Origin of the sequence: Streptomyces sp. NBC_00086, from assembly GCF_026343255.1 — a bacterium.
Taxonomy (GTDB): Bacteria; Actinomycetota; Actinomycetes; order Streptomycetales; family Streptomycetaceae; genus Streptomyces.
On the sequence record NZ_JAPELZ010000004.1, the window covers coordinates 74,175 to 98,526 of the forward strand.

Annotated in this window: 19 protein-coding genes; 10 read left to right on the forward strand and 9 right to left on the reverse strand. The window is 71.8% G+C overall.

Translation table 11 applies throughout. The features are described 5' to 3' along the window. Genes OG276_RS40365 through OG276_RS40390 form a run of 6 tightly spaced genes read left to right on the forward strand, consistent with a single transcriptional unit; the run spans window position 1 to window position 5,431 of the window. Window positions 1-792, forward strand: a complete 792-nt coding sequence (locus OG276_RS40365; RefSeq protein WP_266914776.1) for a hypothetical protein — start codon at window positions 1-3, stop codon at window positions 790-792. Then, entirely contained in the window at window positions 789-1,763 is a 975-nt protein-coding gene (locus tag OG276_RS40370; RefSeq protein ID WP_266914778.1) for a hypothetical protein, read from the forward strand. The genes OG276_RS40365 and OG276_RS40370 overlap by 4 nt, the downstream gene beginning before the upstream one ends. After that, on the forward strand, window positions 1,760-2,596 hold the full coding sequence (locus OG276_RS40375) for an SDR family oxidoreductase (protein WP_266914780.1): 837 nt from the start codon (window positions 1,760-1,762) through the stop codon (window positions 2,594-2,596). The genes OG276_RS40370 and OG276_RS40375 overlap by 4 nt, the downstream gene beginning before the upstream one ends. Then, the gene (locus OG276_RS40380) at window positions 2,593-3,294 is read left to right on the forward strand and encodes a hypothetical protein (protein WP_266914782.1); all 702 of its coding nucleotides are present in this window, start codon (window positions 2,593-2,595) and stop codon (window positions 3,292-3,294) included. The genes OG276_RS40375 and OG276_RS40380 overlap by 4 nt, the downstream gene beginning before the upstream one ends. Next, a complete protein-coding gene (locus OG276_RS40385; protein ID WP_266914784.1) occupies window positions 3,295-4,041 on the forward strand; it encodes an arylmalonate decarboxylase in 747 nt (248 codons plus the stop codon). It abuts the gene before it with no gap. A 43-nt stretch (window positions 4,042-4,084) separates the two neighbouring features. Next, window positions 4,085-5,431, forward strand: a complete 1,347-nt coding sequence (locus tag OG276_RS40390; RefSeq protein WP_266914786.1) for a VCBS repeat-containing protein — start codon at window positions 4,085-4,087, stop codon at window positions 5,429-5,431. 91 nt (window positions 5,432-5,522) lie between these two features. Here OG276_RS40390 and OG276_RS40395 read toward each other — a convergent pair whose 3' ends face one another. The 7 genes from OG276_RS40395 to OG276_RS40425 all read right to left on the reverse strand — a co-directional run bounded on the left by OG276_RS40395 (window position 5,523) and on the right by OG276_RS40425 (window position 14,150). Then, the gene (locus OG276_RS40395; protein ID WP_266914788.1) at window positions 5,523-6,500 is read right to left on the reverse strand and encodes a hypothetical protein; all 978 of its coding nucleotides are present in this window, start codon (window positions 6,498-6,500) and stop codon (window positions 5,523-5,525) included. A 117-nt stretch (window positions 6,501-6,617) separates the two neighbouring features. Beyond that, window positions 6,618-8,042, reverse strand: a complete 1,425-nt coding sequence (locus tag OG276_RS40400; RefSeq protein WP_266914790.1) for an MFS transporter — start codon at window positions 8,040-8,042, stop codon at window positions 6,618-6,620. A gap of 70 nt (window positions 8,043-8,112) precedes the next feature. Next, window positions 8,113-9,048 carry an alpha/beta hydrolase gene (locus OG276_RS40405; RefSeq protein ID WP_266914792.1) on the reverse strand — a complete coding sequence of 312 codons (936 nt, stop codon included), beginning with the start codon at window positions 9,046-9,048 and terminating at the stop codon, window positions 8,113-8,115. A gap of 126 nt (window positions 9,049-9,174) precedes the next feature. After that, window positions 9,175-9,795: a hypothetical protein gene (locus tag OG276_RS40410; RefSeq protein WP_266914794.1), complete on the reverse strand. Its 621-nt coding sequence runs from the start codon at window positions 9,793-9,795 to the stop codon at window positions 9,175-9,177. Continuing rightward, the gene (locus OG276_RS40415; protein ID WP_266914796.1) at window positions 9,792-11,594 is read right to left on the reverse strand and encodes a long-chain fatty acid--CoA ligase; all 1,803 of its coding nucleotides are present in this window, start codon (window positions 11,592-11,594) and stop codon (window positions 9,792-9,794) included. The genes OG276_RS40410 and OG276_RS40415 overlap by 4 nt, the downstream gene beginning before the upstream one ends. A gap of 50 nt (window positions 11,595-11,644) precedes the next feature. Beyond that, window positions 11,645-12,295 (reverse strand): acetoacetate decarboxylase family protein, encoded by a 651-nt coding sequence (locus OG276_RS40420; protein ID WP_266914798.1) that lies wholly within the window; start codon window positions 12,293-12,295, stop codon window positions 11,645-11,647. Then, a complete protein-coding gene (locus tag OG276_RS40425) occupies window positions 12,276-14,150 on the reverse strand; it encodes a GMC family oxidoreductase (protein WP_323182433.1) in 1,875 nt (624 codons plus the stop codon). The genes OG276_RS40420 and OG276_RS40425 overlap by 20 nt, the downstream gene beginning before the upstream one ends. 269 nt (window positions 14,151-14,419) lie before the next feature. On the opposite strand from OG276_RS40425, the gene OG276_RS40430 reads away from it, so the two are divergent. Both OG276_RS40430 and OG276_RS40435 read left to right on the forward strand, forming a co-directional pair. After that, complete coding sequence (locus OG276_RS40430; protein ID WP_266914800.1) at window positions 14,420-15,787, forward strand: NAD(P)-binding domain-containing protein; 1,368 nt, start codon at window positions 14,420-14,422, stop codon at window positions 15,785-15,787. 55 nt (window positions 15,788-15,842) lie between these two features. Then, a complete protein-coding gene (locus OG276_RS40435) occupies window positions 15,843-16,586 on the forward strand; it encodes a hypothetical protein (protein ID WP_266914802.1) in 744 nt (247 codons plus the stop codon). Window positions 16,587-17,429: 843 nt separating this feature from the next. On the opposite strand, the gene OG276_RS40440 is transcribed toward OG276_RS40435, so the two are convergent. Next, the gene (locus tag OG276_RS40440; protein ID WP_266914804.1) at window positions 17,430-17,864 is read right to left on the reverse strand and encodes a hypothetical protein; all 435 of its coding nucleotides are present in this window, start codon (window positions 17,862-17,864) and stop codon (window positions 17,430-17,432) included. Between the two features lie 377 nt (window positions 17,865-18,241). Between OG276_RS40440 and OG276_RS40445 the strand changes: the two genes are divergently transcribed. Beyond that, window positions 18,242-19,396, forward strand: coding sequence for a HEAT repeat domain-containing protein (locus tag OG276_RS40445; RefSeq protein ID WP_266914806.1), 1,155 nt, complete (start codon window positions 18,242-18,244; stop codon window positions 19,394-19,396). A 446-nt stretch (window positions 19,397-19,842) separates the two neighbouring features. On the opposite strand, the gene OG276_RS40450 is transcribed toward OG276_RS40445, so the two are convergent. Beyond that, complete coding sequence (locus tag OG276_RS40450) at window positions 19,843-21,801, reverse strand: SpoIIE family protein phosphatase (RefSeq protein ID WP_266914808.1); 1,959 nt, start codon at window positions 21,799-21,801, stop codon at window positions 19,843-19,845. Between the two features lie 1,346 nt (window positions 21,802-23,147). Between OG276_RS40450 and OG276_RS40455 the strand changes: the two genes are divergently transcribed. Continuing rightward, window positions 23,148-24,185 carry a helix-turn-helix transcriptional regulator gene (locus tag OG276_RS40455; RefSeq protein ID WP_266914810.1) on the forward strand — a complete coding sequence of 346 codons (1,038 nt, stop codon included), beginning with the start codon at window positions 23,148-23,150 and terminating at the stop codon, window positions 24,183-24,185. The last annotated feature ends 167 nt before the right edge of the window (window positions 24,186-24,352 follow it).

Sequence of the window (24,352 nt, forward strand, 5' to 3'; positions counted from 1 at the left end):
GTGACATCCTCCGCATCCCCACCCGACGACTCCAGCGGCAGCACGACTCCCGCCGCCCGCTTGTCCCGGACGATCCTGGACGCCCTGCTCGCCGGTACGGCGCTCGAAGAGCGGCCCACGCCCTGGGCCGTGCTGACCACCCCCGCCACCCCCGATCCGGTGGGCTCCGTACGCTACTTCCGCGGCGCGGGACACCACGGCGTCGACGCCGTCGTCACCATCTCCCTGGTGGTGCCGGCCTTCGGCCTCGACAGCCACATGGTGTTCGCGTTCGGCGCCGCGGACTCGCCGCTGCCGCACTTCACCCTCGACTCCGTCCAGGCCGGCGGCGGGTACGCCTTCCACCTGGACCTGGTCCAGCGCGTCGACCTCGCCGTGAACCCTGCCTACGCGGACCTCGTGTACGGGCCGCTGACGCAGGCGTTCGCCCGGGCCTCGGAGATACCGGGTCTGACACCGGCGGCCATCAGCCCCCGACAGCGTTCCCTGATGTCACCGTGGATGCTCGTACACCGCGCCGACGAGAGCGCGTTGCACGCCATCACTCCGATCGCGGAGGGATACCTGCGGCACTGGCTGGAGCTGACCCGGGCGTTTCCGGCCGACGCCGCCGGCGAGGCCAAGGAGGCGGACGCCCCTCTGCGCGACCGGCGGCTGCGCCAGGCCCTGTTCAGCCGGGAGATCGACCCCGTCTGGGCCCAGGTGGACCGACTGCTGGGCACGGCCGTCACCGACGGCCTGCGCGGACTGCTGACCACCGGCAGACTGCCCGACGGGGAGGCCGCGTCATGAGCGACGCCTCCGCGCCCGGGCCGAGCGAGTGGCAGCAGCGCATCGCGGGCGAATGGCACGGCCGTCCTTCGCTGTTCGACGCGCAGGGAACCTGGTGCGGATACGAGGACATCCGCCGCTCCTCGGAGTTCACCGACGGGGGGACGGTGTACCGGATGGACGGCGGCCTGCGCCAGGGCGGCCCGCTCGCCGGCCGGTTCCAGCTCGCAGCGCCGTTCGCCTTCGCGGTCACCGACGCCGACGACAACCGCCTCTACACGGGCCCGGACTTCCACGGCAGCGGGCAGCCCTACGGCGCCTTCGTCGACGCCCACTACTACGGACCGGGCTGGCAGGTCGCGCTGAACACCTGGAACCACGTCCTGCCCGACGGGGCCACCCAGGTCTACTCCTCGGTGCTGCACCAGGGCTGGACCGTGATCGGCTGCTTCAACGGCGTGTACGTGCGCACCACCGACCACGACGTCAACGAGGGCACCCGCGACCGCGTCGCACGGCACCTGGCGGCCGAGACGGACGCCGGCCCCGTGCCGTGGATCCTGCCCACCAAGCAGAACGGCAGCTTCACGGGTTCGTGCGAGCTGTGGAGCGCCGAGCAGAAGCACCTGGGCGATGTGGAGGTGGAGATCGCCGTCCGTCCGGTGGACCTGTTGCGCACCCGCCACCACGTCACCTGGCGGGGGGCCGGCCTGGACCGGTCCTTCTCGGTGGAGCGGCGGCGCGACGGCGCCCGCGAGTTCTGGGAGGGACCGGACGCGTGGGGCAACGCGCAGGCCTTCGGCCGGGCCAATTTCCCCCTGTGGCACTTCACCGGCGGAGACGTGCACCGCGTGCGCGGGCGGGAGTTCGTGCTCGACGCACGTCCCGCGATGGCGGCGGGCGGCCGCCTGGCCGTGACGTACGAGTTGTTCGGCGGGAACGCACTGGCGGCGGTCCTGCACGGCGTACTCGACTGGGAGGCCGCGTCATGACCCCGACCGTGGTGGTCACCGGCGGCACCCGGGGCATCGGGTTCGGCCTGGCCCGCGCGTTCCTCGACCGCGGCTGCCGGGTTGCCGTCTGCGGGCGGGACGCGGCGGGCGTCGAGGCCGCCCTCACGCGTCTCGGCGGTGGGCCGCAGGCCATCGGCCACGTGGCGGACGTGACGGACCGGCAGCAGGTGGCCGCGCTGTGGACGGCGGCCGAGGAGGCCTTCGGGCCGGCGGACATCTGGATCAACAACGCCGGGGCGACCACGGCCCGCAAGCCGCTGTGGAGCCTGGACGCACGACAGGCCGACGCCGTGACGGAGGTCAATCTGCGCGGAGTCGTCAACGGCAGCGCCGTCGCGGCGGAGCACTTCCTGCGTCTGGGCCGCGGCCGGCTGTGGAACATGGAGGGCTTCGGTTCCGACGGCCGGATCATGCCCGGGCTGAGCGTCTACGGCGCGAGCAAACGAGCCGTCACCTACCTCACCCAGGCTCTGGCCGCCGACCTGCGCAAGGAGCAGGACACCCGGACCCACGACGTCAGGGCGCAGCTCCTGTCGCCCGGGATCGTCGTCACGGACCTGCTGCTGCACGACTACACCCCCGCCGAGTACGCGAAGGCGCGGGCCGTGCTCAACATCCTGGCCGACCGGGTGGAAACCGTCACCCCGTGGCTGGCGGACCGGGTCCTGGCCGACCGTACGGCCAACGGCGGCCGGGTCGCATGGCTGACGCGCCGCAAGGCGGCCGCCCGGTTCGCGACGGCCGCGCTGCGCAAGCGGTCCGTGCTCCCGGAGACCCTGCCCGGTGCCCCCGAGCGGGAGGGTGCCTCATGAGCGCGGCCTTGGACTATCCGTTGTCGCTCGCGGTCGAGGACTTCGTCCCCGTCCTCCTGACGGGCGCGGGCGCGGCCCTGCTGATCGGGCCGCTGCGCACCCTGCGTCCGCGCACCGGCCGCACCGCGGCGGCAGGCACGGCGCTGATCCTCCTCGGCGGCCTCTCCAAGGCCGTCTGGAAGCTGCTGGTGGCCCTGGACGGCCCCGACGTACAGGCCATGAACAAGGCGCTCTTCCCGTGCCTGTCCTTCGGCTTCCTCCTCCTGGCCCACGCGCTCCTCACGCTCCCGTCGAACGGGCCGGGCGATCCGGCACGGCGTACGCCTCCGCCGCTGTGGGGGTTCGCCGCGCTGTGGTCGGCCACCGGGGCCGCGGGGCTGGCCCTGAGGTCGACGGCGCCCCACATGGTGCTGACCATCGTGGCCGTCACCGTGTGCGGTGTCCGCCTCATCCTGCTCGCCCGCGCACACGGCGACACCGCGGCCGCCGCCGCCGGTGGACTGTGGCTCACCGGCATGTACGTACTGGGGCCGCTGGCGGCCCGCCCCGACCAGAGCGTGGCACTGCAATGGGTGGAGCAGTCGGCCAACACCCTCACACAAGGCGCCTTCGTCCTGCTCGCCTGGAGGCTGGAGAAGCGCCTGCGCGCCGCTTCCTCCCTCTCTTCCTCCCCCACCTCCGACCGATCGGCGGCGTGAATGACGGACAGTCTCGGCTGGAGGCGCAAGTTCGGTGTCATCGCCCCCAGCACCAACACCATCGTGGAACCCGACTTCTACCGGATGGCCGTACCCGGTGTGACGGCGCACTTCTCCCGCATCCACATCCGCGATCAGAACATGGCCCACGACGCCGGCATGGAACGGCTTCTGGAGCAGATCCGCGACGAGATCGGCGCTGCCTGCGAGCGGGTGCTGACCTGCGAGCCGGACTACATGGTCATGGGCATGAGCGCGGAGACGTTCTGGGGCGGCGTCGAAGGCAACCGGGCCTTCGTCCGGCAGATCCACGACATCACGGGACTGCGGGTGGCCACCGGCGCCGAGGCCTGCGAGCGGGCCCTGCACCTGTTCGGGGCCCGGCGCATCGCCGTGGTGACCCCGTACCAGCCGGTCGGCGATGCCAACGTCGACCGGTTCTTCACCGAGCTCGGGTTCGAGGTGGCCGGCATCAGGGGCCTGCGCTGTCCGACGGCCGTTTCGATCGCGCACGTACCGGAGGCCGAACTGCGCTCCGCGCTGGTCGAGCTGGCGGCGCTGCCGGGGGTGGAGGCCATCGTGCAGTGCGGGACGAACCTGTCGATGGTCTCCCTCGCGGACGAGGCGGAGCGGTGGCTCGGGCTACCGGTGATCGCCATCAACGCCGCCACCTGGTGGATGGCCCTGCGGGACAACGGCCTGCATGAGCCGCTGTACGGCCACGGCACCCTGCTGCGCGAGCACTGACTCCACCACGACACGGCATGTCTACCAACAGAGGGGGTACCTCGTGCCTGCACTGATCCGTCCGGCCCTGGCCGTGCTCATGGCCCTGTCGCCCCTGGCGGCGGCTCCTCCCGCGGGGGCTCCGCCCACGGCTCCCCCGCCCGCCTCCTTCTCGCCGCACACGGTCGACCCGGACCTGCCCGGCGCTGCCTTCGCCGTGACGGGCAACGTCGTGGGCGACGTCCGGCAGGAGATCGTGGCCACGGGCTTCGGCCGCTTCACGACCGTTCCGGGCGGCCCGCCGATTCCCCCGTCGGCCGGCCAGCTCGCCGTCTACCGGCAGAGCGGGCACGGTCTCGACACCTGGTCGAAGCAGCTGGTCTTCGACACCGACGCCGCGATTCCCTTTCCGAACGAACCGGCCGTGTCCGACGTCGACCGCGACGGCGACCGCGACATCGTGGTGCCGGGGGGCTTCTTCCGCTGCGCGACCGCGTGCGGATCCCTCACCTGGTGGGAGCAGCGCAGGGGATCCTGGAAGCGTCATGACATCGTGCCGCCGGGCAGTTCGCCGTTGTTCTACCACCGGGCCCTCCTGGTCGACTTCGACCGCGACGGCCGGCGCGATCTGGTGACGGTCGGCGAGTCCTCCCAGCCCGTCACCCGGATCGCGGGCCGGCCGGCGGCCAACGCCTGGATCCAGGTCTTCCGCGGCACGGCCGGACCCGAGCGCTTCAGCAGCGAACCGGTCGACGTCGCGGCCGGCGGTGGCGCCCTCCCCGTCGTGGAGGACGTCGACTCCGACGGGGACCTGGACCTCGCTTCCCCGCAGTACTTCGAGCCCGGAGCCGGATACGTCTGGCTGGAACGCACCGCGGCGCCGAGCCGGGAGCACCCGATGGGCCGGTTCGCGCGGCATGTGGTCGACACCACGCAGGGCAAGGCCATCGCCCTGCGGCCGGTACGCAACCTCTACGGCGACGGCCGAACGACATGGGTGGGCTCCAACCACACCAATACGGCCTTCCCTCCGGGCTCGACCGACCCGACCTCGCAGGTGGTCGTCTTCTCGGTGCCCGCGGACCCGCGCTCCGCTTGGACCGCGACCGCCGTTTCGAACGGCATCACCTCGCGCGGGCGGGCCGGCCAGGCCGCGCCCGGGGTGTTCGGCAGCGGCGACCTGGACGGGGACCGTGACGTCGATCTCCTGGTGTCCGGCGACGGTGACGACCGGCTGTTCTGGCTGGAGCAGAAGGCCGATCACACGTTCGCGACGCACGTCCTGGCGAGCGGTGCGGGTCAGGCCGGAGGCGCCGTGGTGACCGATCTCGATCGCACCCGGCCCCGGCGCAACGAGGCCGTGTTCACCGTCTTCGAGTCCAACAGCGTCATGTTCTGGACCCGCGACTGAGTCGTCGCGGGGACGTTCTCCCTCGCATACGAAACGGCATCCTCCCGGCCGCGTGCCGGGAGGATGCCGTTCTGTTGGACAGGTCCTGGCCTCAGTAGGACTGCTGGACCGTGACCGCGGAGTCGGCGGAGTCTCCCCAGTAGCGGACGTAGGACCGGGCGAAGGAATCGCCGAGCGAGGCCTTCAGGAAGAGGGCCGACCATCGGGCGGAGGTACGTATGCCGTCGACCTGGCCGGTGGTCTGGGCCGAGGGGTCGGGGGCCGCGCCGGCGGGGTTCTGGACGTTGGTGATGCCGTAGTGGTTGACCCCGGCCACGGTCACGAGGGCCTTCGGCTTGAGCTGGAGTGCCTCGTACGTGGCGTGGGCGGCTGCCGGGGCGGCGACGCCGTCGGCGGCTCCCTGGATCAGCGCGACGGGCACCGTGTTGGCGATCGGGGCGACGGGGCCGCCGCCGGGCGGGGCGTTGTTGGTGCCGAAGAAGGCGGCCGCCTTCAGTTCCGCGGGCTTGACGGCGCCCGGCGGGAGGCCGAAGCAGAAGGGCGGTGCGCACTGGCCCTGGACGGTCGCGACGCCGGCGGCGCCGCCGAAGGAGTGACCGAGGAGAGCGAAGGAGGCGGGGTCCAGCCGGCCGGCGAGGGGGCTGTCGGCCCTGGTGTTCTCGGCCTTCGACCAGGCGACGGTGGTCAGGCTCTGGTCGGCGGAGGCCCACAGACCGGGGATGCCGAACACCGCGCGGAGGTGGTTGGGCACCACGACGACGAAGCCGAACGCGGCCACGGTGCGGGCGTATCCCTCGTAGTGGCTCTTGTCGACGTTGGCGCCCTGCTGGAGCAGGACGACCGGAAGCCGGCCGCCCGTTTCGGGGTAGTAGACGTCGGCGGCGTCCGGCCCGACGGTTGCCGTGTAGACGAGGGTGGGGAAGGTGGTGGGGCTCTCGGGGGTCTCGGCCGCGGCCGCCGTGCCGGCGGTGGAAGCGGCGGTCAGGAGGGCGAATCCGAGCAGGCCCGCCGCGATGCCGCGGCTGGTGCGGCTGGTGCGGCGCCGTGCGTGGTGCGTGGTGTGTGCCATCAAGCAGTCCGTTCTTCTTGGCCGTCTTCGGCGAGTACTGGCTTGTCTGTACTGGCTTGTCTTGCGGGAACGTCCTTGCCCGGAGCGCGAGTCGACCGCGTCGGGGTGTGGCTCGGGTCAGACCGACCGGCGGGCTGCCTCGGCCGCGTCGGCCTCGTAGGAGCCCCGGCCGCTCAGGACGACCGCGGATCCGACGAGGAGGGGGAGGAGGACCACGAGGAAGGCGGTGCGCAGCGATCCCGTGGCATCGGAGGCGAGGCCGATGAGCCAGGGGCCGAGGGATCCGCCGAGCGTGACGAGCAGTTGGAGGACGGCGAAGCCGAGGCCCCGGCGTTCGGCCGCGACGACGTCGGCGTTCGCGGCGGTGAGGTTGGCGAGCGCGGCGGCGAAGCCGAAGTTGGCAAGGGTGAAGCACAGGGCCTGGGGAATGAGGACCTGCAGGGTGACGGCTCCGGCCAGGGCAAGGGTGCCGAGGAGGAGTCCGGCGCCGCCGATGGCGATACGGCGGCCCTTGCGCGGGCCGCGGTCCCGGTCTCCGAGCCAGCTGCCCGTCACGATTCCCGCGACGATGCCGACCAGCCCGCTCCCGCCCGCCACCGCGGCCGCCTCCGCCTCGCCGAGGCCGAAGAAGCGGTCGTAGTAGGAGGGCATCCAGTAGAAGAGGCCTCCCAGGCCGAAGAAGAGGATGCTCAGGCCGGTGACGACCTTGCGCAGGGTGCGGATGCGCAGGAGTTCGCGCAGCTGGGTGAGCAGCGGGGGCGGTACGGGACGGCCGCCGCTCGGTGCGGGGACCGGATCCGGGGTGCCGGGTTCGGTGGTGGGCTCGGTGGCGGGGTCGGGGTCGCCGCCCTCGCGCCGGTACCACAGGGTGAGGCGGTCGCCGGTGCCCCGGACCGGTTCGCGCAGGGTGAGGACGAGGAGGGCTACGAGGAGGCCGGGTACGGCGACCAGGAAGAATCCCGTGCGCCAGCCGACGCTCTCCGCGAGGGCCCCGCCCGCGATGACGCCGATGGGCAGGCCGCCGAAGTAGGCCATGCGTTCGTAGCCGAAGGCCCGGGTACGTCCGGGGCCGGGGTAGCAGTCGGCGAGGAGGCTGGAGGCGGGTGGGTTGTAGAGCTGCCCGGCGGCCCCGAGGAAGACGCGGACGGTGAAGAGGGCGAGGTAGCTGCCGACCAGCCCGGTGCCGACGGTGAGGAGCGACCAGACCGCGACGACGGCGGCCACGGTCCAGTTGCGGCGGGCGGTGTCGGCGAGACGGCCGGCGGGGAGCAGCAGGATCACGGCGGCGAGCGATCCGGCGGTGGCGATGGCGCCGCCGGCGGCGTCTCCGAATCCGAACTCCTCCTGGATCTTGGGCAGGGCGCCTGCGAGGAGGTTGTACTCGATGCGGTCGATCGCCGCGACGAGGGCGATGCATACGGCCGGCCACCATCCGAACGGGGCGGGTGCGCCCCGCCGGACGGTGACCGGGGGCCGCCCGGGGAACACGGTGAACGCGCGCCGCTCACGATCGGGGTCGAGGTGGGGAACGGGTGCGCTCACGGTGCTCCTCCGGGCTCCCCCGGGATCCTCCGGGCAGGGATCGGCACCGAAGCCGATCAGCGGGGCGGGGTCAGGGCTTGGCGGTGTACACGACGCCCGGCAGGGTCTGGGCGGCCGCGCCCCACACCTGGTCGCGCAGGGAGGCGTCGAGGCCGAGGGTGTGGAGCAGGTAGGTCGTGGTGACCGAGCGGGTGAGGCGCTGCTGTTCGGCGCGGGTGACCGATCCGCTGTCGCAGCCGAAGCCGTTGCTGTCGGTGAAGCCGCAGTGGAAGCCGCCGGTGATGACGCGGAGCTGGGTGGGGGCGGGCTTCGCGTCGTACATCTTGCGCTGGTTGCCCTCGACGCCGGCGATGGTGTCCTTGCTGCCGCCGACGTACTGGGCCGGGACGGTGAGGGCGGCGGAGGCGGTGACCGCGGAGGGGTTGGTCTCGGCGGCGGCGAGGGTGGTGACGGTCTTGACGGCCGGGTTGCGGGACGCGGCGAGCAGGGCCGCGCCGCCGCCCATGGAGTGGCCGGACACGGCGTAGCGGCCGGTGTCGACGGTGCCCGCGAAGCGGGATCCGGTGGTGGAGTTCTGGGTGGTCAGCCAGGTGAGGCCGGCGTTGAGGTCGTCCGCGAAGCCGGTGTGGCTGGGTGCCAGGCCGCCCTGGGATTTGGGAGTGACCGTGATGAAGCCCCACGAGGCGTAGTGGCGCAGGGTGCTCTCGTACTTGGAGATGTCCTGGAAGAAGCCGTGGCCGAAGGCGAGGCCGGGGTGGAGGCCCTGGGCGACGGGTGCGTTGGCGCCGGCGGTCGTGCCGGGGTACCAGACGCGGGCGCTGTAGGAGCGGCCGGCGGCGGAGACGCTGACGTCCGTGTAGGCGACGGGGTAGGCCCCGGGCGAGGCGGGGTCGGCCGCCGCCGCGGCGGCGGTGTGGGGGGTGGCCGCCAGGGCGGTGGGGGCGGACAGCGTCGCGGCGACGGCCAGCATGATGGCTGGGACGGCGCGCTTGAGGGTGCGTAGCACGGTGGTGCCCTCCTGTGGGGGTATCGGAGAGGGAAACGCTGTGTGCTACTTCAGCATATTGACGCGCACACGCCAATAGTCCGGGTGTTTCTTTCTACGAAACACTGTTGACCCTGAGGGAACGTCTCAGGCGTGCAGGGCAGGCCGTGCCTGGTCACGCCGCACAGCGGCGAGCAGACCCGCCAGCATCATGGCCTCCCCCAGGTTCCCCAGCGGCGGCGCCGCGAAGGCCGCGGCCGAGGCCGCGAACACGGCGAAGGCGCCGAGGGCGATCGCGGGTGTCCCTCCGCGGATCCATGCGGCAGCCCCGATCAACAGGAGCAGCACGATCGCCAGGACGGCGGCCACCGGGAAGCCTCCCGGCTCGGCGTCCGCGTAGCGCAGGGTGTCCGCCCAGTGGCGGGGCAGCAGATGCAGGCCCGGCAGGGTGGTGACCGTACCGAGCACGGCCAGCGCGCCGGCGGCGGCCCACGCGGCGCCGAGGGCGTTGCGGCCGGCGCGCAGGGCGAGGGCGGCGCACGGCACGACGAGCGGGGTGCCCAGGGCGTGGACGACGAAGCGGCCGGCGCTCAGTGCCTCCAGCAGCCGACCCTCACCCAGCAGGGAGCCTGCTGCCACGACGGCGGAGTCGTAGGCGAGGGCGCAGCCGAGGAGGCCGGTGAGCCGGCCGGCCGGGCCCGTACGCCATGCGGCGGCGGCGAGCAGGATCTGGAGGGTGGCCAGCAGGGCCAGCCCGGCGGAGATCACCGGGCTGCCTCACCGCGCCGGTAGAGCGCCTCGATCCGTTCGGCGTACCGGGCGGTGACCGCGGCGCGCCGGACCTTGAGCGTCACGGTGAGCTCGGGTCCGCCGGGCGTCCACGGCTCCGCGATCACCTCGTGGACACGGATCCGTTCGGGCCGTGAGAGGCGGGTGTTGGCGTCGGCCACGGCTCGTGCGACGGCTTCCGCGAGGGCGGCGGCGAGTTCGGGGTGCACGTCGAAGGGCTCGGCGGGGGTGATGCCCTCGCGGCGGGCCCAGGCGGCGACCGCTTCCGGGTCGGGGACGAGGAGGGCGACGTTGAAGGGCCTCGCGTCGCCGATGACGACGGCGTGGGCGATCAGGGGCGAGGATTCCTTCAGGACCCCTTCGATGCGGGCGGGGGCCATGTTCTTGCCGCCGGTGCTGATGATGAGGTCCTTCTTGCGGTCGACGATGCGGACGTCTCCGTCGGCGTCGAGGGCGGCGATGTCCCCGGTGTGCAGCCAGCCCTCCGCGTCGATGGTCCGCGCGGTGAGCTCGGGCTCTCCGCGGTAGCCGCGCATCAGGAAGGGGGCCCGTACGAGGAGCTCGCCGTCGGCGGCGATCTTGACCTCGGCACCGGGGACGGGTCGGCCGACCGTTCCGGGCCGCTGTCCGCCGGGGGGTGCGATCAGGGCGATGCCGCTGAGCTCGGACATGCCCCAGGCGTCGGTGAGGGGCAGTCCGAGCGCCTGGAAGAACTCCTGGAGCCCCTCGGGCGCGGGCGCGGCTCCGGTGATGCAGATCCGGGCACGATCGAGTCCGATGCGCCGGCGCAGTGCGCCGAGGACGCCGTCGGCCTCCTCCAGTTCCTTGTGCTCCGGCGCGGTCATGGTGCCGGCGGACCGGCGGTGGGCGAGGCGGCGGCCGGTGGCGAGTGCGTTCTCCACGAGTTCGCGAAGTGCCGGGTCGGTGTCCGCGAGCGCGCTCTCCAGGGCGGCGCGCGTGCGCTGCCAGACGGCCGGGACGGCCCCGAAGAGGGTGGGCCGCACGAAGGTGAGGGCCTCGGGCAGCCGGGACATGTCGTCCAGACAGGTCAGACGGGTTCCGCAGAGGAGGTGGGTGTAGTGCGAGCCCCACCGGTCGGCGATGTGCGCGGCGGGCAGGAAGGAAATGTGACTGTCCCGGCTGCTGACCTCCAGCACCTGCTGGGTGCCGGCGAGTTGGCTCATCATGGCGCGGTGGGTGATCTCGACGGCCTTCGGGCGGCCTGTGGTGCCCGAGGTGTGGATCAGGGTCACGAGGTCGTCGGGCCCTACGTCGCCGAGGGCCGAGGCGAGTTCGAACGGGCCGGGCGCGCTCGCCTCGACGTCGCCCAGCACGAGCACGTCGTCCTGCTCGGGGTGTCCATCGCCGTCGACGGTGACCAGGTACATGACGGCCGTGCCGGTGACGGCGACGCGCAGCACGGGCAGGAAGCGGCGTTCGGTGACGACCACACGGGCAGCGGTACCGGCCAGCAGGTCGTGTATCTGGTCCGCGGGCAGGCTGTTGTAGAGGGAGAACGGCACGGCACCCAGGTGGAGGGCCGCGCAGTCGGTGACGTGGAATTCGGGCCGGTTGGTGAGCATGAGGGCGACCGGTTCGCCCCGCCGGACGTCGAGGTGGCGCAGCGCGGCGGCGACGGAGGCGACGCGGTCGGCGTACTGGGCCCAGGTCAACGCGGTGCCGGTGAGGGTGAGCAGGGCGGGTTCCTGCGGCTGGGCTGCCACGGTCCGCTGGAAGGCCTCGCAGAGGGTGGCGGGCGGATCGGTCGCGGGCGTCATGAGGGCTCCTCGGGAGGGGAAGAAGGGCCGCCGGGGCCCTCGTAGGGGTCTCAGGCCTTGGGGGTTGACGTTTCCCGGGCGGCGCTGCCGAAGGTGAGGCCGAAGTCGTGCAGGGTCAGGCTGAACAGTGGCGGCCCGTCGACCGGGAGCCTGAGCGTGCCGCGGGGCGGGATCCGCCAGGTGGCCCGGGCCAGGCCGACAGCGCTGCGGCTGCGCACGCGGCTGGTCTTCAGGCGTCCGTCGAGTTGCTGGGCGAGGCGGTAGGACACCGGCCAGCGTCCCGGCAGCCTGGTTGCGGGCCGGAAGGACGCGGAGCACAGGGTGGCGCCCCCGGTCCGGGCCGTGGCCTCGATGCCCCCGCGGCCCTCGCCGCGGATGAGGTCGAAGTCGGCCAACTCCTTCGGGATACCCCAGAGTTCACGGCCTCCGGCCATGGACGGCGGGCTGTCCACCCAGATGTCGGTGATGGTGACCCGGGGCCGCAGGCCGTCGCGGACCAGCACGGCGGAGAGGAGCTCGTTGTAGTGCAGGACGCTGTCGTTCTCGTAGACGACCCAGGCCGCGCCCATGAGGGCCCGGCCCGCGAGGGTCACGGGCCGGACACCGTACGGCAGCGGTGGCAGCGACCGGCGCGGTACGAGCCACAGGGAGAGGTGCATCTGCCCCGCGAGGTGCCAGGGCTCAGGCGGGTACGTCGGCATCGGGGTCCTGCCCTTCGGGCGATCGGGGCCCGAACCGCAGCGCGGCGGGGGCGTGTGCGGGGACGGCGGGGCGGCGCGGCGGTACGGGATCCACCCCGCGGTAGGGCGCGCCGGGCCGGGGTCGGGGGTCGGGGTCGCCGCTGTTGGGCCACAGGGCGGTCGCGCGTTCGGCGAGTGCGGTGATGGTCAGGGAGGGGTTGACTCCGAGGTTGGCGGAGATGGTGGAGCCGTCGACGATGTGGAGTCCGGGGTGCCCGTGGACCCGGTGGTAGGGATCGACGACTCCGTGCGCGGGGTCGGCGGCGACGGTGCACCCGCCGATGAGGTGGCCGGTGGTGGGAATGTCGAACAGGTCTCCCCAGGTTCCGCACGCCAGGGCGTCGTTCTGCCGTGCGGCGGTGCGGGCGAGGCGGTGACCGGCCGGTATCCAGGTGGGGTTGGGGGCGCCTTCGCCGGGCTCGCTCGTCAGGCGCGGCCCCAGCAGGCCTCGGCGCAGCCGGGTGGTGAGGGAGTTGTCGGCCGACTGCATGACCAGCAGGACCACCGATTGCTTGGCCCAGTTCCGCGGGCGGTGCAGTGCGAGCAGGCTGCGGGCGTTCGCGGCCATCGCGGCGAGGCCGGCCAGGAGCCGTGGACGGCCGGGGACCGGGTCCGTGAGGATCGCGCCGAGCAGGGCGAGGAGATTGCTGCCGGGCCCGTACCGGACGGGCTCCACGTGGGTGGCGTCGTCGAGGTGCACGGAGGACGTGATGGCCACGCCCTGGGTGAAGTCGGCGCCGGGATCCTTGGAGCGTACGGCGAGGATCGCCTCGGAGTTCGTCCGCGTCAGGTGTCCCAGGCGCGGTGAGAGGCCGGGCAGGGTGCCGGCGGCGCGGAGCCGGTGGAGCAGGCGCTGCGTGCCGAGGGCTCCGGCGGCGAAGACGACGTGCCGCGCGGTGGTGGTGCGCGGGTCGGGGCGCAGGGTGCGTCCGGTGCGGACGGAGGTGACGGTCCAGCCCGCACCGGCGCCGTCGGCGGTGTTCGGGCGGGCATCGGCGTTCGGGCCGGCATCGGTGTTCGGGCGGCCGTCGGTGTTCGGGCGGGCATCGGCGTTCGGGCGGACCTCGGTGACGGTACGGTCGGCGACGACCCTCGCACCGGCCGCTTCGGCCAGTCCGAGATAGTTCTTGGGCAGGGTGTTCTTGGCGTTGTGCCGGCACCCGGTCATGCACGCCCCGCAGTGCAGGCAGCCGGCACGGGCGGGACCGGCGCCACCGAAGTAGGGGTCGGGAAAGGTCGTTCCGGATGCGGTGCCGGGCTTCCCGAAGTGCACGCCCACGGGGGTGGGCCGGAAGGTGTCCTCGCGGCCCATCTCCCGGGCGGCCTCCTTCAGCACCCGGTCGGACGGGGTGAAGCGGGGGTTCGGCGTGACCCCGAGCATGCGCCGGGCCTGGTCGTAATAGGGGGCCAGCTCGGTGCGCCAGTCGGTGAGGGATGCCCAGTGGGTGCCCTCGTAGAACGGCGGGGGTGGATCGTAGAGGGTGTTCGCATAGCCGAGGGATCCCCCGCCGACGCCCGCACCGGTCAGTACGAGCACCCTGCCCAGGAGGGTCATCCGCAGGATTCCACGGCAGCCGAGGCGCGGGGCGAAGAGGTAGTCGCGCACCCGCCAGGAGGTCCGGGGGAAGTCCTCGTCGGCGAAGCGACGGCCGGCTTCGAGGACGGCGACGCGGTATCCCTTCTCGGTCAGGCGCAGGGCGGTGACGCTGCCCCCGAAGCCGGACCCGATGACGAGCACGTCGACGTCGTCGGGTGGCAGGGACCCTTGGGCAGCAGCCCCCGGTGGAACGTCCTGGGGTGGCGAAGAGGTTGGCATCACGGCTCCCGCACGGCGACAGACCGGACGGTCACACCTGGCTGGCGGGCATCGACCCGCGGCGTGACCGGGCGGTCATGTGACCGCCCGGTCATAGTGAGTGGCACCTGGACCCGTGTCAATGAATCCGGCAGCACCAGCGGCGGCGAATCCATTCGCCAACTGAGCTCTCGTGCAAGCTGGTTGACAATGCGCGGACCGGCCAGCAGCCTGTGACCACCCGGTCACATGACCGGGTGGTCACAGCGGGTGGTCGCAGCGGAGGTCCGATGGAACGTGTCTGTGTGATCGGGGCCGGCTCGTCCGGCATAGCCGCCTGCCAGGTGCTCACCGAGCGGGGCATCCCCTACGACTGCTACGAGAGCGGCTCCGAGGTCGGCGGCAACTGGCGTTACCAGAACGACAACGGCATGTCCTCGGCCTACCGGTCCCTGCACATCAACACGTCCCGCCAGGTGATGGAGTACGCCTGCTTCCCCATGTCGGACGCCTATCCGGTCTACCCGAGCCACTTCCACATCGCCCGCTACTTCGACGCGTTCGTCGACCACTTCGGCCTGCGGCCTTCGATCGCGTTCCGCACCGAGGTGACGGACGTCGCCGGGACCCCCGACGGCCGGTGGGCCGTCACGGCCCGCGGACGCGATGACGGCGTCACCACCAGCCGCGTCTACGATGCCGTCCTCGTCGCCAACGGCCACCACTGGAAGCCCCGCATGCCGCGACCGGAGCTGCCCGGAACGGGCACCTTCACCGGCACCCAGACCCACTCGCACCACTACCGCACGCCCGAACCCTTCGCCGGCGCACGGGTCCTGGTCCTGGGCATCGGCAATTCGGCGTGCGACATCGCCGTCGAGACCTCCCGCGCCTCCGCCCGCACCTTCCTGGCGATGCGCCGCGGCGCGCACATCCTGCCCAAGTACCTCTTCGGAACCCCTACGGACCACCTCACCGGGTCGTGGCTCGCCCGGGCGCCCCTGGCAGTTCAAGCCCGCGGCCTGGATCTGCTCCTGCGGCTCAGCCGCGGCCGGCTGTCCGACTACGGCTTGCCCGAGCCGCGCCACGGGGTACTCGGCGCCCACCCCACCATCTCCGACGACCTCCTCTCGCGCCTGGGTCACGGCGACATCACCGTCACGCCGATGGTCGAAGCGCTCGACGAGGGGCACGCCGTCTTCGAGGACGGCAGCCGGGAGGAGATCGACGCCATCGTCTACTGCACGGGCTACGACATCGAGTTCCCCTTCCTGCCGAAGGAGCTGATCGACCCGGCCGACAACGCGGTGAACCTCTACCGCCGGGTCGTCTCCCCCGACCACCGCGGCCTGTACTTCATCGGCCTCGTCCAGCCGCTCGGCGCGATCATGCCCCTGGCGGAAGCACAGTCCCACTGGGTGGCCGACCTGCTCCAAGGCCGCTGCGTCCTGCCCTCGTACGGCCTGATGCATCGCGAGATCACCGACTACCACGCCCGCACGGCACGGCGGTACGTCACGTCCAGCCGCCACACCATCCAGGTCGACGCCCAGAGATACCTCAAGGAATTGCGCGACGAGCGGGTCCGCTCGACGCCCCGCGCAGCCAGAACCCGGCGACGCCTGGCAGCGGTTGACGGTCGGGTGACGCCGCTCTAGGTTTGCGGAACACTGTTTCACAGAACGGAACGAGCCTGCGGACTGGAGTATCCGAATGACCAACGCCGTGGGACCACGGGCCGTATTCGGGGTCATCGTGCCGAGTACGAACACCGTGGTGGAGCACGACTACTGGGGCGCACGGGTCCCCGGCATCGCCTTCCGGGCCGGGTCCATGCACATCCCGCACCCGGCCATGGACAACGACCGCGACTTCGAGGCCCTCCTCCTCCAGATCAGAGCCTCCATCGACGTCGCGGTTCGCGACGTCCTGACCGCGGAGCCGGACCGGATGGTCATGGGGATGTCCGCGGAAACGTTCTGGGGCGGGGTCGCCGGCAATGCCGATTTCGAACGCCGCCTGCGCGAACGCACCGGCCTGCCGGTCACGACCGGCGCCACTTCCTGCCGCGCCGCCCTTCGTACGCTGGGATGCCGGCGCATCGCGGTGTTCTCCCCCTACCAGCCGATCGCCGACCGCGAGGTGCACCGCTTCTTCACGGAAGCCGGTTTCGACGTGGCGGCCGTATCGGGACTGCGCTGCTCGACCGCCATGGACATCGCCCGGGTGGGACCGCAACGCATCTTGGAGATGGTCAGCGAACTGGACGACCCCTCCGTCGAGGCGATCGTGCAGGTCGGAACGAACCTCTCTTTCGTCTCCCAGGCCGACACCCTCGAATCCGAGCTAGGCAAACCCGTCGTCGCCATCAACGCGGCGACGCTTTGGCACGCACTGCGCGAGCACGGTTTCGACGACCGGATCACGGGCGCGGGTCGCCTGCTGAGGGAACACTGACGGGCACGGCAGACCTGATTCCCCGTCCCCAGGCTGGGGCAGTACCGGCCGCTCACCTCGTCCGGGCGCCACCCGATGCCCGGGCCTTGGCGTACAGGGCCGGCTAGGACTTGTCCGGCCGATCACGGCGCCGACTGTTGAGGCATGGCGGGGGGCTGCAGCTCGTCGAGGGCATGGAGCCGTGGAAGACCGTCTGTGAACGCTCCACCGGCGTCCGTGAGCATCAGCATGCCGCCGGCGCCCGCACCGTCCCCCTTCGGCCCCGGAATCAAAGGGGGCCGCAAGGATGGAACACCAGGCCGAGACGCCGTGGCAGAGTCCCGTCGCCCGCCTGGGGAGGTGGTGCCGGAGGTGAGGGTCTGGGCCGCTCGCGGGGCGGGTTCACCGGCAAGCTCCACCTGAGGGCGGACGGCCGCTGCCGTCCGCTGTCTCTGGTCGTCACTCCAGGTCAGTGAGCGAACTGCACCCAGTTCAAGGCGGTCCCGGATAAGACCCGAATGCCCAGACCGGGCCTGGGACGACCACGCAAGAAGCCAGACAGCCTTGCGGCCGACAGGGCCTACGGCAACGGCCGCGTCCGCGTCCGCGAGTACCTGCGGCGGCGGGCAATCCGCCACACGATCCCGGGGAAGACCGACAGTCAGGTAGCCCACCTGCGCAAAGGCTCACGCGGTGGACGGCCGCCCGGCTTCGGCGAGGACCGCTATAAGCAGCGCAACACCTTCGAGCGGGCGATCAACCGCCTGACACAGTCCCGAGCGGTCGCGACTCGATACGACAAGCGCGGCTACGTCTTCCTCGCCACCGCCGCGGCCATCGCGATCCGGCTCCGAACGCGCGCTCCTACGCGACCCAGCAGTAGACGCTGTGGTTCTGGCGCCTGGCGCTGCTGACGAGAGCAGCCAGATCACCCACGATCGCGTCGGCGATCTCAGCGTCGATCACCTCGCCGTCCTCCGCACGCAGCTGAGTCCACGAGGCGGCGACGTCACTCAACCGGGAGTGCGTGGCGTCCGCGAGCGCAGTGGACAGACGAGGCGAGATGGCGAAGACGACGCATCCGCCGGTGTCCTGGCCGGCCACGATGCGAGGCTCACCAGCCTCGACGAGTTCTTCGAAGCTGCCGCCGGCCAGAAGGCACTCCCACTCGACGACGGCCTCTTCGGAATCGAAGTTACCGAAGGAGAGCGACTCGAATGCCCGCCCCGGCCCGGTCTGGAGGGCCAGGCTCGCTGACGTGTCGTCCGGCGCGGCGAAGAACTTCACGATGATGCTCACCTGGGCATCATGCCAGCCGGTCCGCGTCCATGATCGCCCGGACAAGTTCGGCATTGAGTCCACACTTCGTGCTCGACGGAGTTCACTCAGCCGATGCGGAGAGACTTCGGATTGTTCCAGACCGAGGTCAAAGCGTGCGACGCGGCGGCGGCCGGGCACGACCTCGACGAGACCTTCCACGTCTTCCCCCGGAGTTTGCCTCAGCCTGCGCTGGGTCTACGTGTTGATGATCCAGGAGTACGCCCCGGGAGGACGCTGACCGTTGATGGTGCTCGTGACAAAAAGCTGCCGGAGTAAAGCCGAGATGATCTGGCACCCCGCCCGACCGCGAGGAAAACCCGTTGGCTATCGGTGTTCCCTGCTGGAACGATCCTGAGATGACCGACCACCGTGACGCCGTCATCTGCCTGTGGGGTCGCCAGCTCTACGAGCGCCAGGGCGAGCCGCTCGCCTGGGCGGAGGCGGTCCTGGAGGCCACCGGTCGCCCGCCGACCGCCGTCACCGCGGCGATGTCCGGCCGATTCGACGCCCTCGCTGATTCCCCATCGGACCGCGCATGGCTGCTGTTCCGTACGGTCGCCAAGCTGGCCGCGAACCTGCGGGGCGACGGCCACTACGACGCGGACGTCGGCACCCGAATCGGCCCGTTGGCCCTGTGGTTGGGCGAGCTCGAACCGCCGCTCGCCGGCCCGCTCGGGGACGCACTCGGCCACCCACCGGACGGGCCGACATCCCTCGTCACCGTCCACGCCGCCGACTTGAGCAGGAACCGCACGATCCGGCTGCGGGCGATCGACGCCCTGCTGGAGTGGGCCGAGCTCGACCATCCGCAGGCCCGGGCGACCCTGTCCGAGGTCGCCTCCGACCACCGGACGCAGGATGTCACCGTCTGGACCAAGGCACTCAACCGGATCGCCCTGTTCGGCGACGCGAGCGTCGAACCGGGCCTTCTGCGCGCGCTCGCCGACACCGGGCACCGCGGGGTGCGGTGGTCGGCGCTCGCCTGTGCCGAACTCGGCTTCCGCCGGGCCGTTCCGCTGATCACAGCCCTGCTGGAGCATCCCGATCCGATGGTCCGCGAGGGTGCCTGCGAGGCGCTCGGCCTCCTTGAGGAACACACCGCCGTACCCGCCCTGACAGCCCGCCTGAACGACGAGACCCGCTGGGTACGCAGCAGGGCCGCCCTGGCGCTCGGCCAAATCGGCGGCGACCGGGCACTCGCTGCGCTCTGGCAGGCCATGATGGAACGCCGGAACCCGAAGGCCAGTCATCTCGCCTCAGCGATCGCTGCCTTCGGCCCGCCAGTGGTGCACGACCTGATCGCCCTCACCGCCGATCCCGACCCGGACCTCCGAGCACTGGCCTGCCGCGCTCTCGGCTCCACCGCCGACGACCGGGCCCTGCCGGCACTGGAGCACCTCGCCGCCCACGACCTCGCCAGAACCACCCTCGGCGGCCTCGTGGCAACCGCCGCCAAGCAGGGACTGCGGACCGCGCACCGCATTCGCGCGCGCACCGCGTCTGACGTGTGATTTGGGGACGACTCCGACAGCTTCACCCCGGCCGGTATCCCCACCGCGCCCCTCTCACCGGCCTTGTACCCCGCCGCTTCCTTCGGGGAGGAGGTGACCGACACGATAGGGGCCTCCGCCTTGTCGGACGGGGACGAGGTCGGCAAGGGCACCGGCTTGTTGGCGTTGACGGAGAAGGTGGCGGCCGGCGGCGACGGATATGGCTGATATGGCGCAAGCCTTGCGCATGCGGAACCTCCTTGCGTGACCCGGCATCTGCCGCGGCCCACTTGGCATGAGCGCTATCCTGCACAGTCGATTTCGATCCCGACTCCCGAGAATTCCCGCGGCCCCCGGCATGCCGGAAAAGACCTTGCCCCTCCGAACGGGATTCTCGGGAAATCCAAGAGTTGATAGGTGCGCGTATTTCAGAGACCCGCGCACCGGCATTCATTCATTCCGTCGGGCTACGGAAGCGCGTGGACGCGGAAGGCGATCATGGCCGTGTCGTCGCGGTGGTCGGAGACCTCTTGGAGCCGGCGCAGCAGTGCGGCCAGTGGTTCGTCGCGGTGCCGGGAGGCCGCGTGGGCGAGCCGGTTCTGGCCGTCGGTGAGGGGGGCGGTGGGGGTTTCGACGAGGCCGTCGGTGTACAGCAGGAGGGTGTCGCCCGGGGTCAGGTCGTGGGTGTGGGTGGTGCGGGGGACCTTTGGGTCGACGCACAGGGGCGGGTCTTCGCCGGTGCCGGTGAGGAAGGCGGGGTCTCCGTGGGCGGGGATCAGCAACGGGGGCGGGTGGCCGGCGTTGGACCAGGTCATCGACCACTGTCCTCCGGGGCGGCGGCGCAGGTGGGCGTGGATGGCGGTGGTGAGGGGGGCGGCTTCGAGGCCTTCGGCGACCTCGTCGAGGCGGGCCAGGACGTGCGCGGGGCCGTGGTCCGCTGCCTGTGTGTAGGCCAGGGCGCGGAGCATGCTGCGCATCTGGCCCATGGCGGTGGCCGCGTCGATGTCGTGGCCGGCGACGTCGCCGACGTCCAGGACAAGGGTGTCGTCGGGGAGGGTGAAGGCGTCATACCAGTCCCCGCCGATCTCGTTCACGCAGCTGGCCGGCTGGTAGCAAGCCGCGAGATCCGCGCCGCGCACCGGCGGCGGCTCGGTGAGGTGGGCGCGCTGGAGGCTCAGGGCGGTGCGGCGGGCACGCTGGAGGTCGAGGGCCTTTCGGATGGGCCGGTGGGCGTGGTGGAGGAGTTCGCGCAGCAGGTCGGTCTCGGCGGGGCCGGGCACGGGGGTGTCGCCGTTGCTGCTGGTGGCGGCGTAACCGAGGACGATGTCGTCGACGATCAGGGGGATGAGGGTCAGGCTGGTCGCGCCGGCCGCGGCGAGCCATCGCTCGGTGACCGCCGGAACCAGGCCCGCCGGAATGGGGCCGCCGGCGGGGAAGCGGAGGGTGCGGGGGGTGCGCTGATCGAGGACTTCGCGGATGGCCGGGGAGACCACGACCTGCTGGTTGCGCAGGGCAGGCGGCGCGGGCAGTCCCGGACGGGTCGCGGAAGCCACCCGGCGGGCGGTGACGCGGGCGTGGTCGGGCAGCGGCCACTGGTCGTGGGACAGCAGCAGGATCAGGCAGGCATCGGCCAGTTCGGGGACGACGACGTTGACGACCTCGGCGAACGCCTCGTCGAGGCTGGCTCCCGAGACGGCTGCCACCTGCGCGAGGAGGCGTTCGCGCAGCCGGGCACCCCAGGTGGCCTCGATGTCGGCGGTCGCCGCGATCCACTCGGCGACCCGCCCCTCGCGCATGACGGGGACGCCCCGCGTGCTCATGTGCCGGTAGGAGCCGTCGGCTGTCCGTACGCGGAAGGAGGCCTGGAAGACGCTCGGGGTTCCCTCCTCGGCGGCGCTCTGCCAAGCGCGGAGCAGGCCTTCGCGGTCGCGGGGGTGGATGCGCTCGTACCAGCTCTCGTCAGCACGGGGGTGCCACGGTGTGCCGGTCAGTTGCTCCCAGCCGGAGACGATCTCGTCCATGGCGCCGTCCGGATGCATCACCCACACCATCTGCGTGACGGCCGACACCAGCGCCTCGTAGCGCTGCAGGGCGCGGGTCTCGGCGGTGGTGTCCATCGTGACGACGAGGATCCCCGGACCTGCGGGAGTGGTGACGGGGCTGCAGGAGTAGACGAAGTGCCGGGCCTGGTCGGGGGCCCCGGGGTCGGGCTCGCGGGAGTCGGTGAGCTGACGGGGGCGCCCGGTGGCGCGGACCTCGTCCAGGACGGTGAGGAAATGGGCCGCGTCCGGCTCGGCGAACGCCTCCCGGGCCGGCGCACCCAGACGCCGGGCACCGAGCATCCTGGTGCAGGCGGCGTTGGTGTACAGGAGCTGGTGATGGGGGCCCGCCAGCAGGGCGACCGCCGCGACGGTGTCGTCGAACATCCTCGGGTCCAGGCCCCGCGAGGCACCGCTCACCGAGAGGACATCCAGAGCCGGGCTCGGAGCGGGAACCGTCGCATGGCGCCATCTTCTCGACTGGCACGGCGAGTGCGCGGTAGGCGCGCTTGTCAGGCGCGGCGGCTGCCGAGGGGAGGAGGTATTGGCACCGGAACCTTGGGCCAGGCCGTTGCGGATCACAGCGGCGCCCCTGCCAAGAGTGCCGTCCCCGCAGCCGGGGCGCGCAGACCACGGAAGTCCGCGGGAGTCAGGACCAGGCGGCCCTGTTCGGTGGCCGCTGCTCCGCTCTTGAGAGGTCGGTGCCCCACGTGCCTGCCGTAGGCCGTGCGGACGGTCCTGGCCACGCGCCCCCGGGACCGACGCGGCTCATCGTCGCGGCCAGGTGTACGGGCCTGGAGGAGACATGATCCGGTGACAGCGGCGGCATTCACCATGGCCACGGGGCGAATGAGTCGTCGGCGGGTGGGCGGGGTGTGGTGCGAATTCAACGGGGGTCCTTGCTGTCCGCGACGCCCGGGGGAACGAAAGGCAGGGCGCCGGTGGTGGGCGTGAGAAGGCGGGCTGAGCCCGACACCGGTCAGTTCCGGCCGGCGCGCACCTCGGCCATACGGCCGGTGCCACGGGGTGTCCGCCCACCGTCGGGGTGGTGGAGGCGGGGGTGGTGAAGGCGGGAGTGGCCTGGGGGCCGGGAACCCTGACCAGGGTGGCGCGAAAGCATGGGGACGCCTGCGGCCCTCGTGCCACCAGCACAGATCACCTCGATGGAGTGCGAGGCCGCATCCCGCTGATGCGCGGCGGCCGCCGGCTTGACCGCGGAAGCCGGCGGGGCGACCCCTCCCACCGCGGTGACGCAGAGGACTGCGACGGTGCTGGTGGCGGTCACGGACATGCAGCGCACGGACACGACGGCTCCCTCCAGGTGTGCTGCCCATCGGCGCACCCCGAGGCCACCGCATGGCAATTCAACCCAAAAAGCAGACAAGTACCTCATTTGGGCCTTACGTCCCAACCGTACGGGCCGTCCGCCTCCCGCAGAGAGCCCCTGGGTCACAGCCTGTCCATGGAACGCAGCCCGCAGGACACTCTGCGCACCAGGTGGAACGGCAACATCATTACCGTCAGTCACCGACCACGCGGAGTAGCGGACCCAGCCTCGTCGGGCCCTGCCTCGTCAGGTCCTGCCTCGCCACCCGGCGGCAGGCGCGTACCACCCGCACGTACACCCGCCTGCCGGGTGCCCTTGCTCGCCCGCGCATGCGCCCGCAGGATCGGATCAGCTGAACCCCACCGGCCGGCGCCCGGCGGCAACCGAGCAGCGAGGACCAGCAACCGTGCATCCGTACAACCTGCCCGCCGGCCCACCCGCGGCCGATGCCGACGCAGGCCCGCCCTCCCCCCGGCACCTGACGGCGGACGGGCCCGATCAGGCCGAGGATCTGATGCACCAGGTCTTCGGTCACCAGAACATGACCCTGCGATTCGAACGGCACGAACCGGTCCACATCGACGTCCGCGAACTGGACACCGGCCCGGGACACCTCGCCCGCGTCGAGATGTCATGCGACCTGAACCTCGGCACCTCAGCACTCGGCCTCTACTACACCGGCATCGCCCACCAGGGCATGCTCTCCCTGCACCAGCACGGACAAGAGGCCATCGCCGCCCCCTGCCACGACAGCCCGTACCTGCTACGCCCCCACGCGCACACCACCATCCACCACGCCCCCGGCACGACCTTCTGCGTCCTGGGCATCGACCCGGCCGCCCTCGAAAGCACCCTGGCCGGCCTCTTGGAACACCCCGTCAAACCCCTGCGTACCGACAACACCGCCAACGCCGGGGCCGGCCGAGGCCTGGTCCCCGAACACCTGATGACCCTCCTGGAGGCCGAACTCACCGGCCCCACCGGACTCCTGCACCCAGGCCCCGTCGCCGACCGCCTCTGGGACGCCATCGTCACGGCCCTGCTGTACGGAGCACGCCACCAGTACAGCGAGGAACTACACGCCCCCACCGCCCGGCTCAGCCCCCGCACCCTGACCCGGGCCATCACCGCGATGGAGGCCGATCCCGCGCACCCGTTCACCATCGCCGAGCTCGCCGCCATCGCCGGAGTCGGCCCCCGAGCCCTGCAGAACGCTTTCCGTGAACACCGCGGCACCACACCACTCGCCTACCTGCGCCATCTCCGCCTCAAAGCGGCCCACGCGGAGCTCCTGAACACCGAACCGCCCGCCACCGTCACCGAAGTCGCCACCCACTGGGGCTTCACCCATCCCGGACGCTTCGCCACGCTCTACAAGCAGCACTACGCCCAGACGCCCTCGCAGACCCTGCGCCAACGCCCCAACAACCTCACCCAGCACTGAACCACCGAAGAGGGGCGGAGAGCCGCCGCGGATACGTCCGCCGGTGCGGGCTTCACGGACCGGACCGGGCTACGCGCAGGGCCCGTAGCGATGCCCGACCACTCCCCTGGATGGTTTGGGGTGTATCGGGCAGACGGTGCGGCGATACCAGAAGGGGAAACGATTCA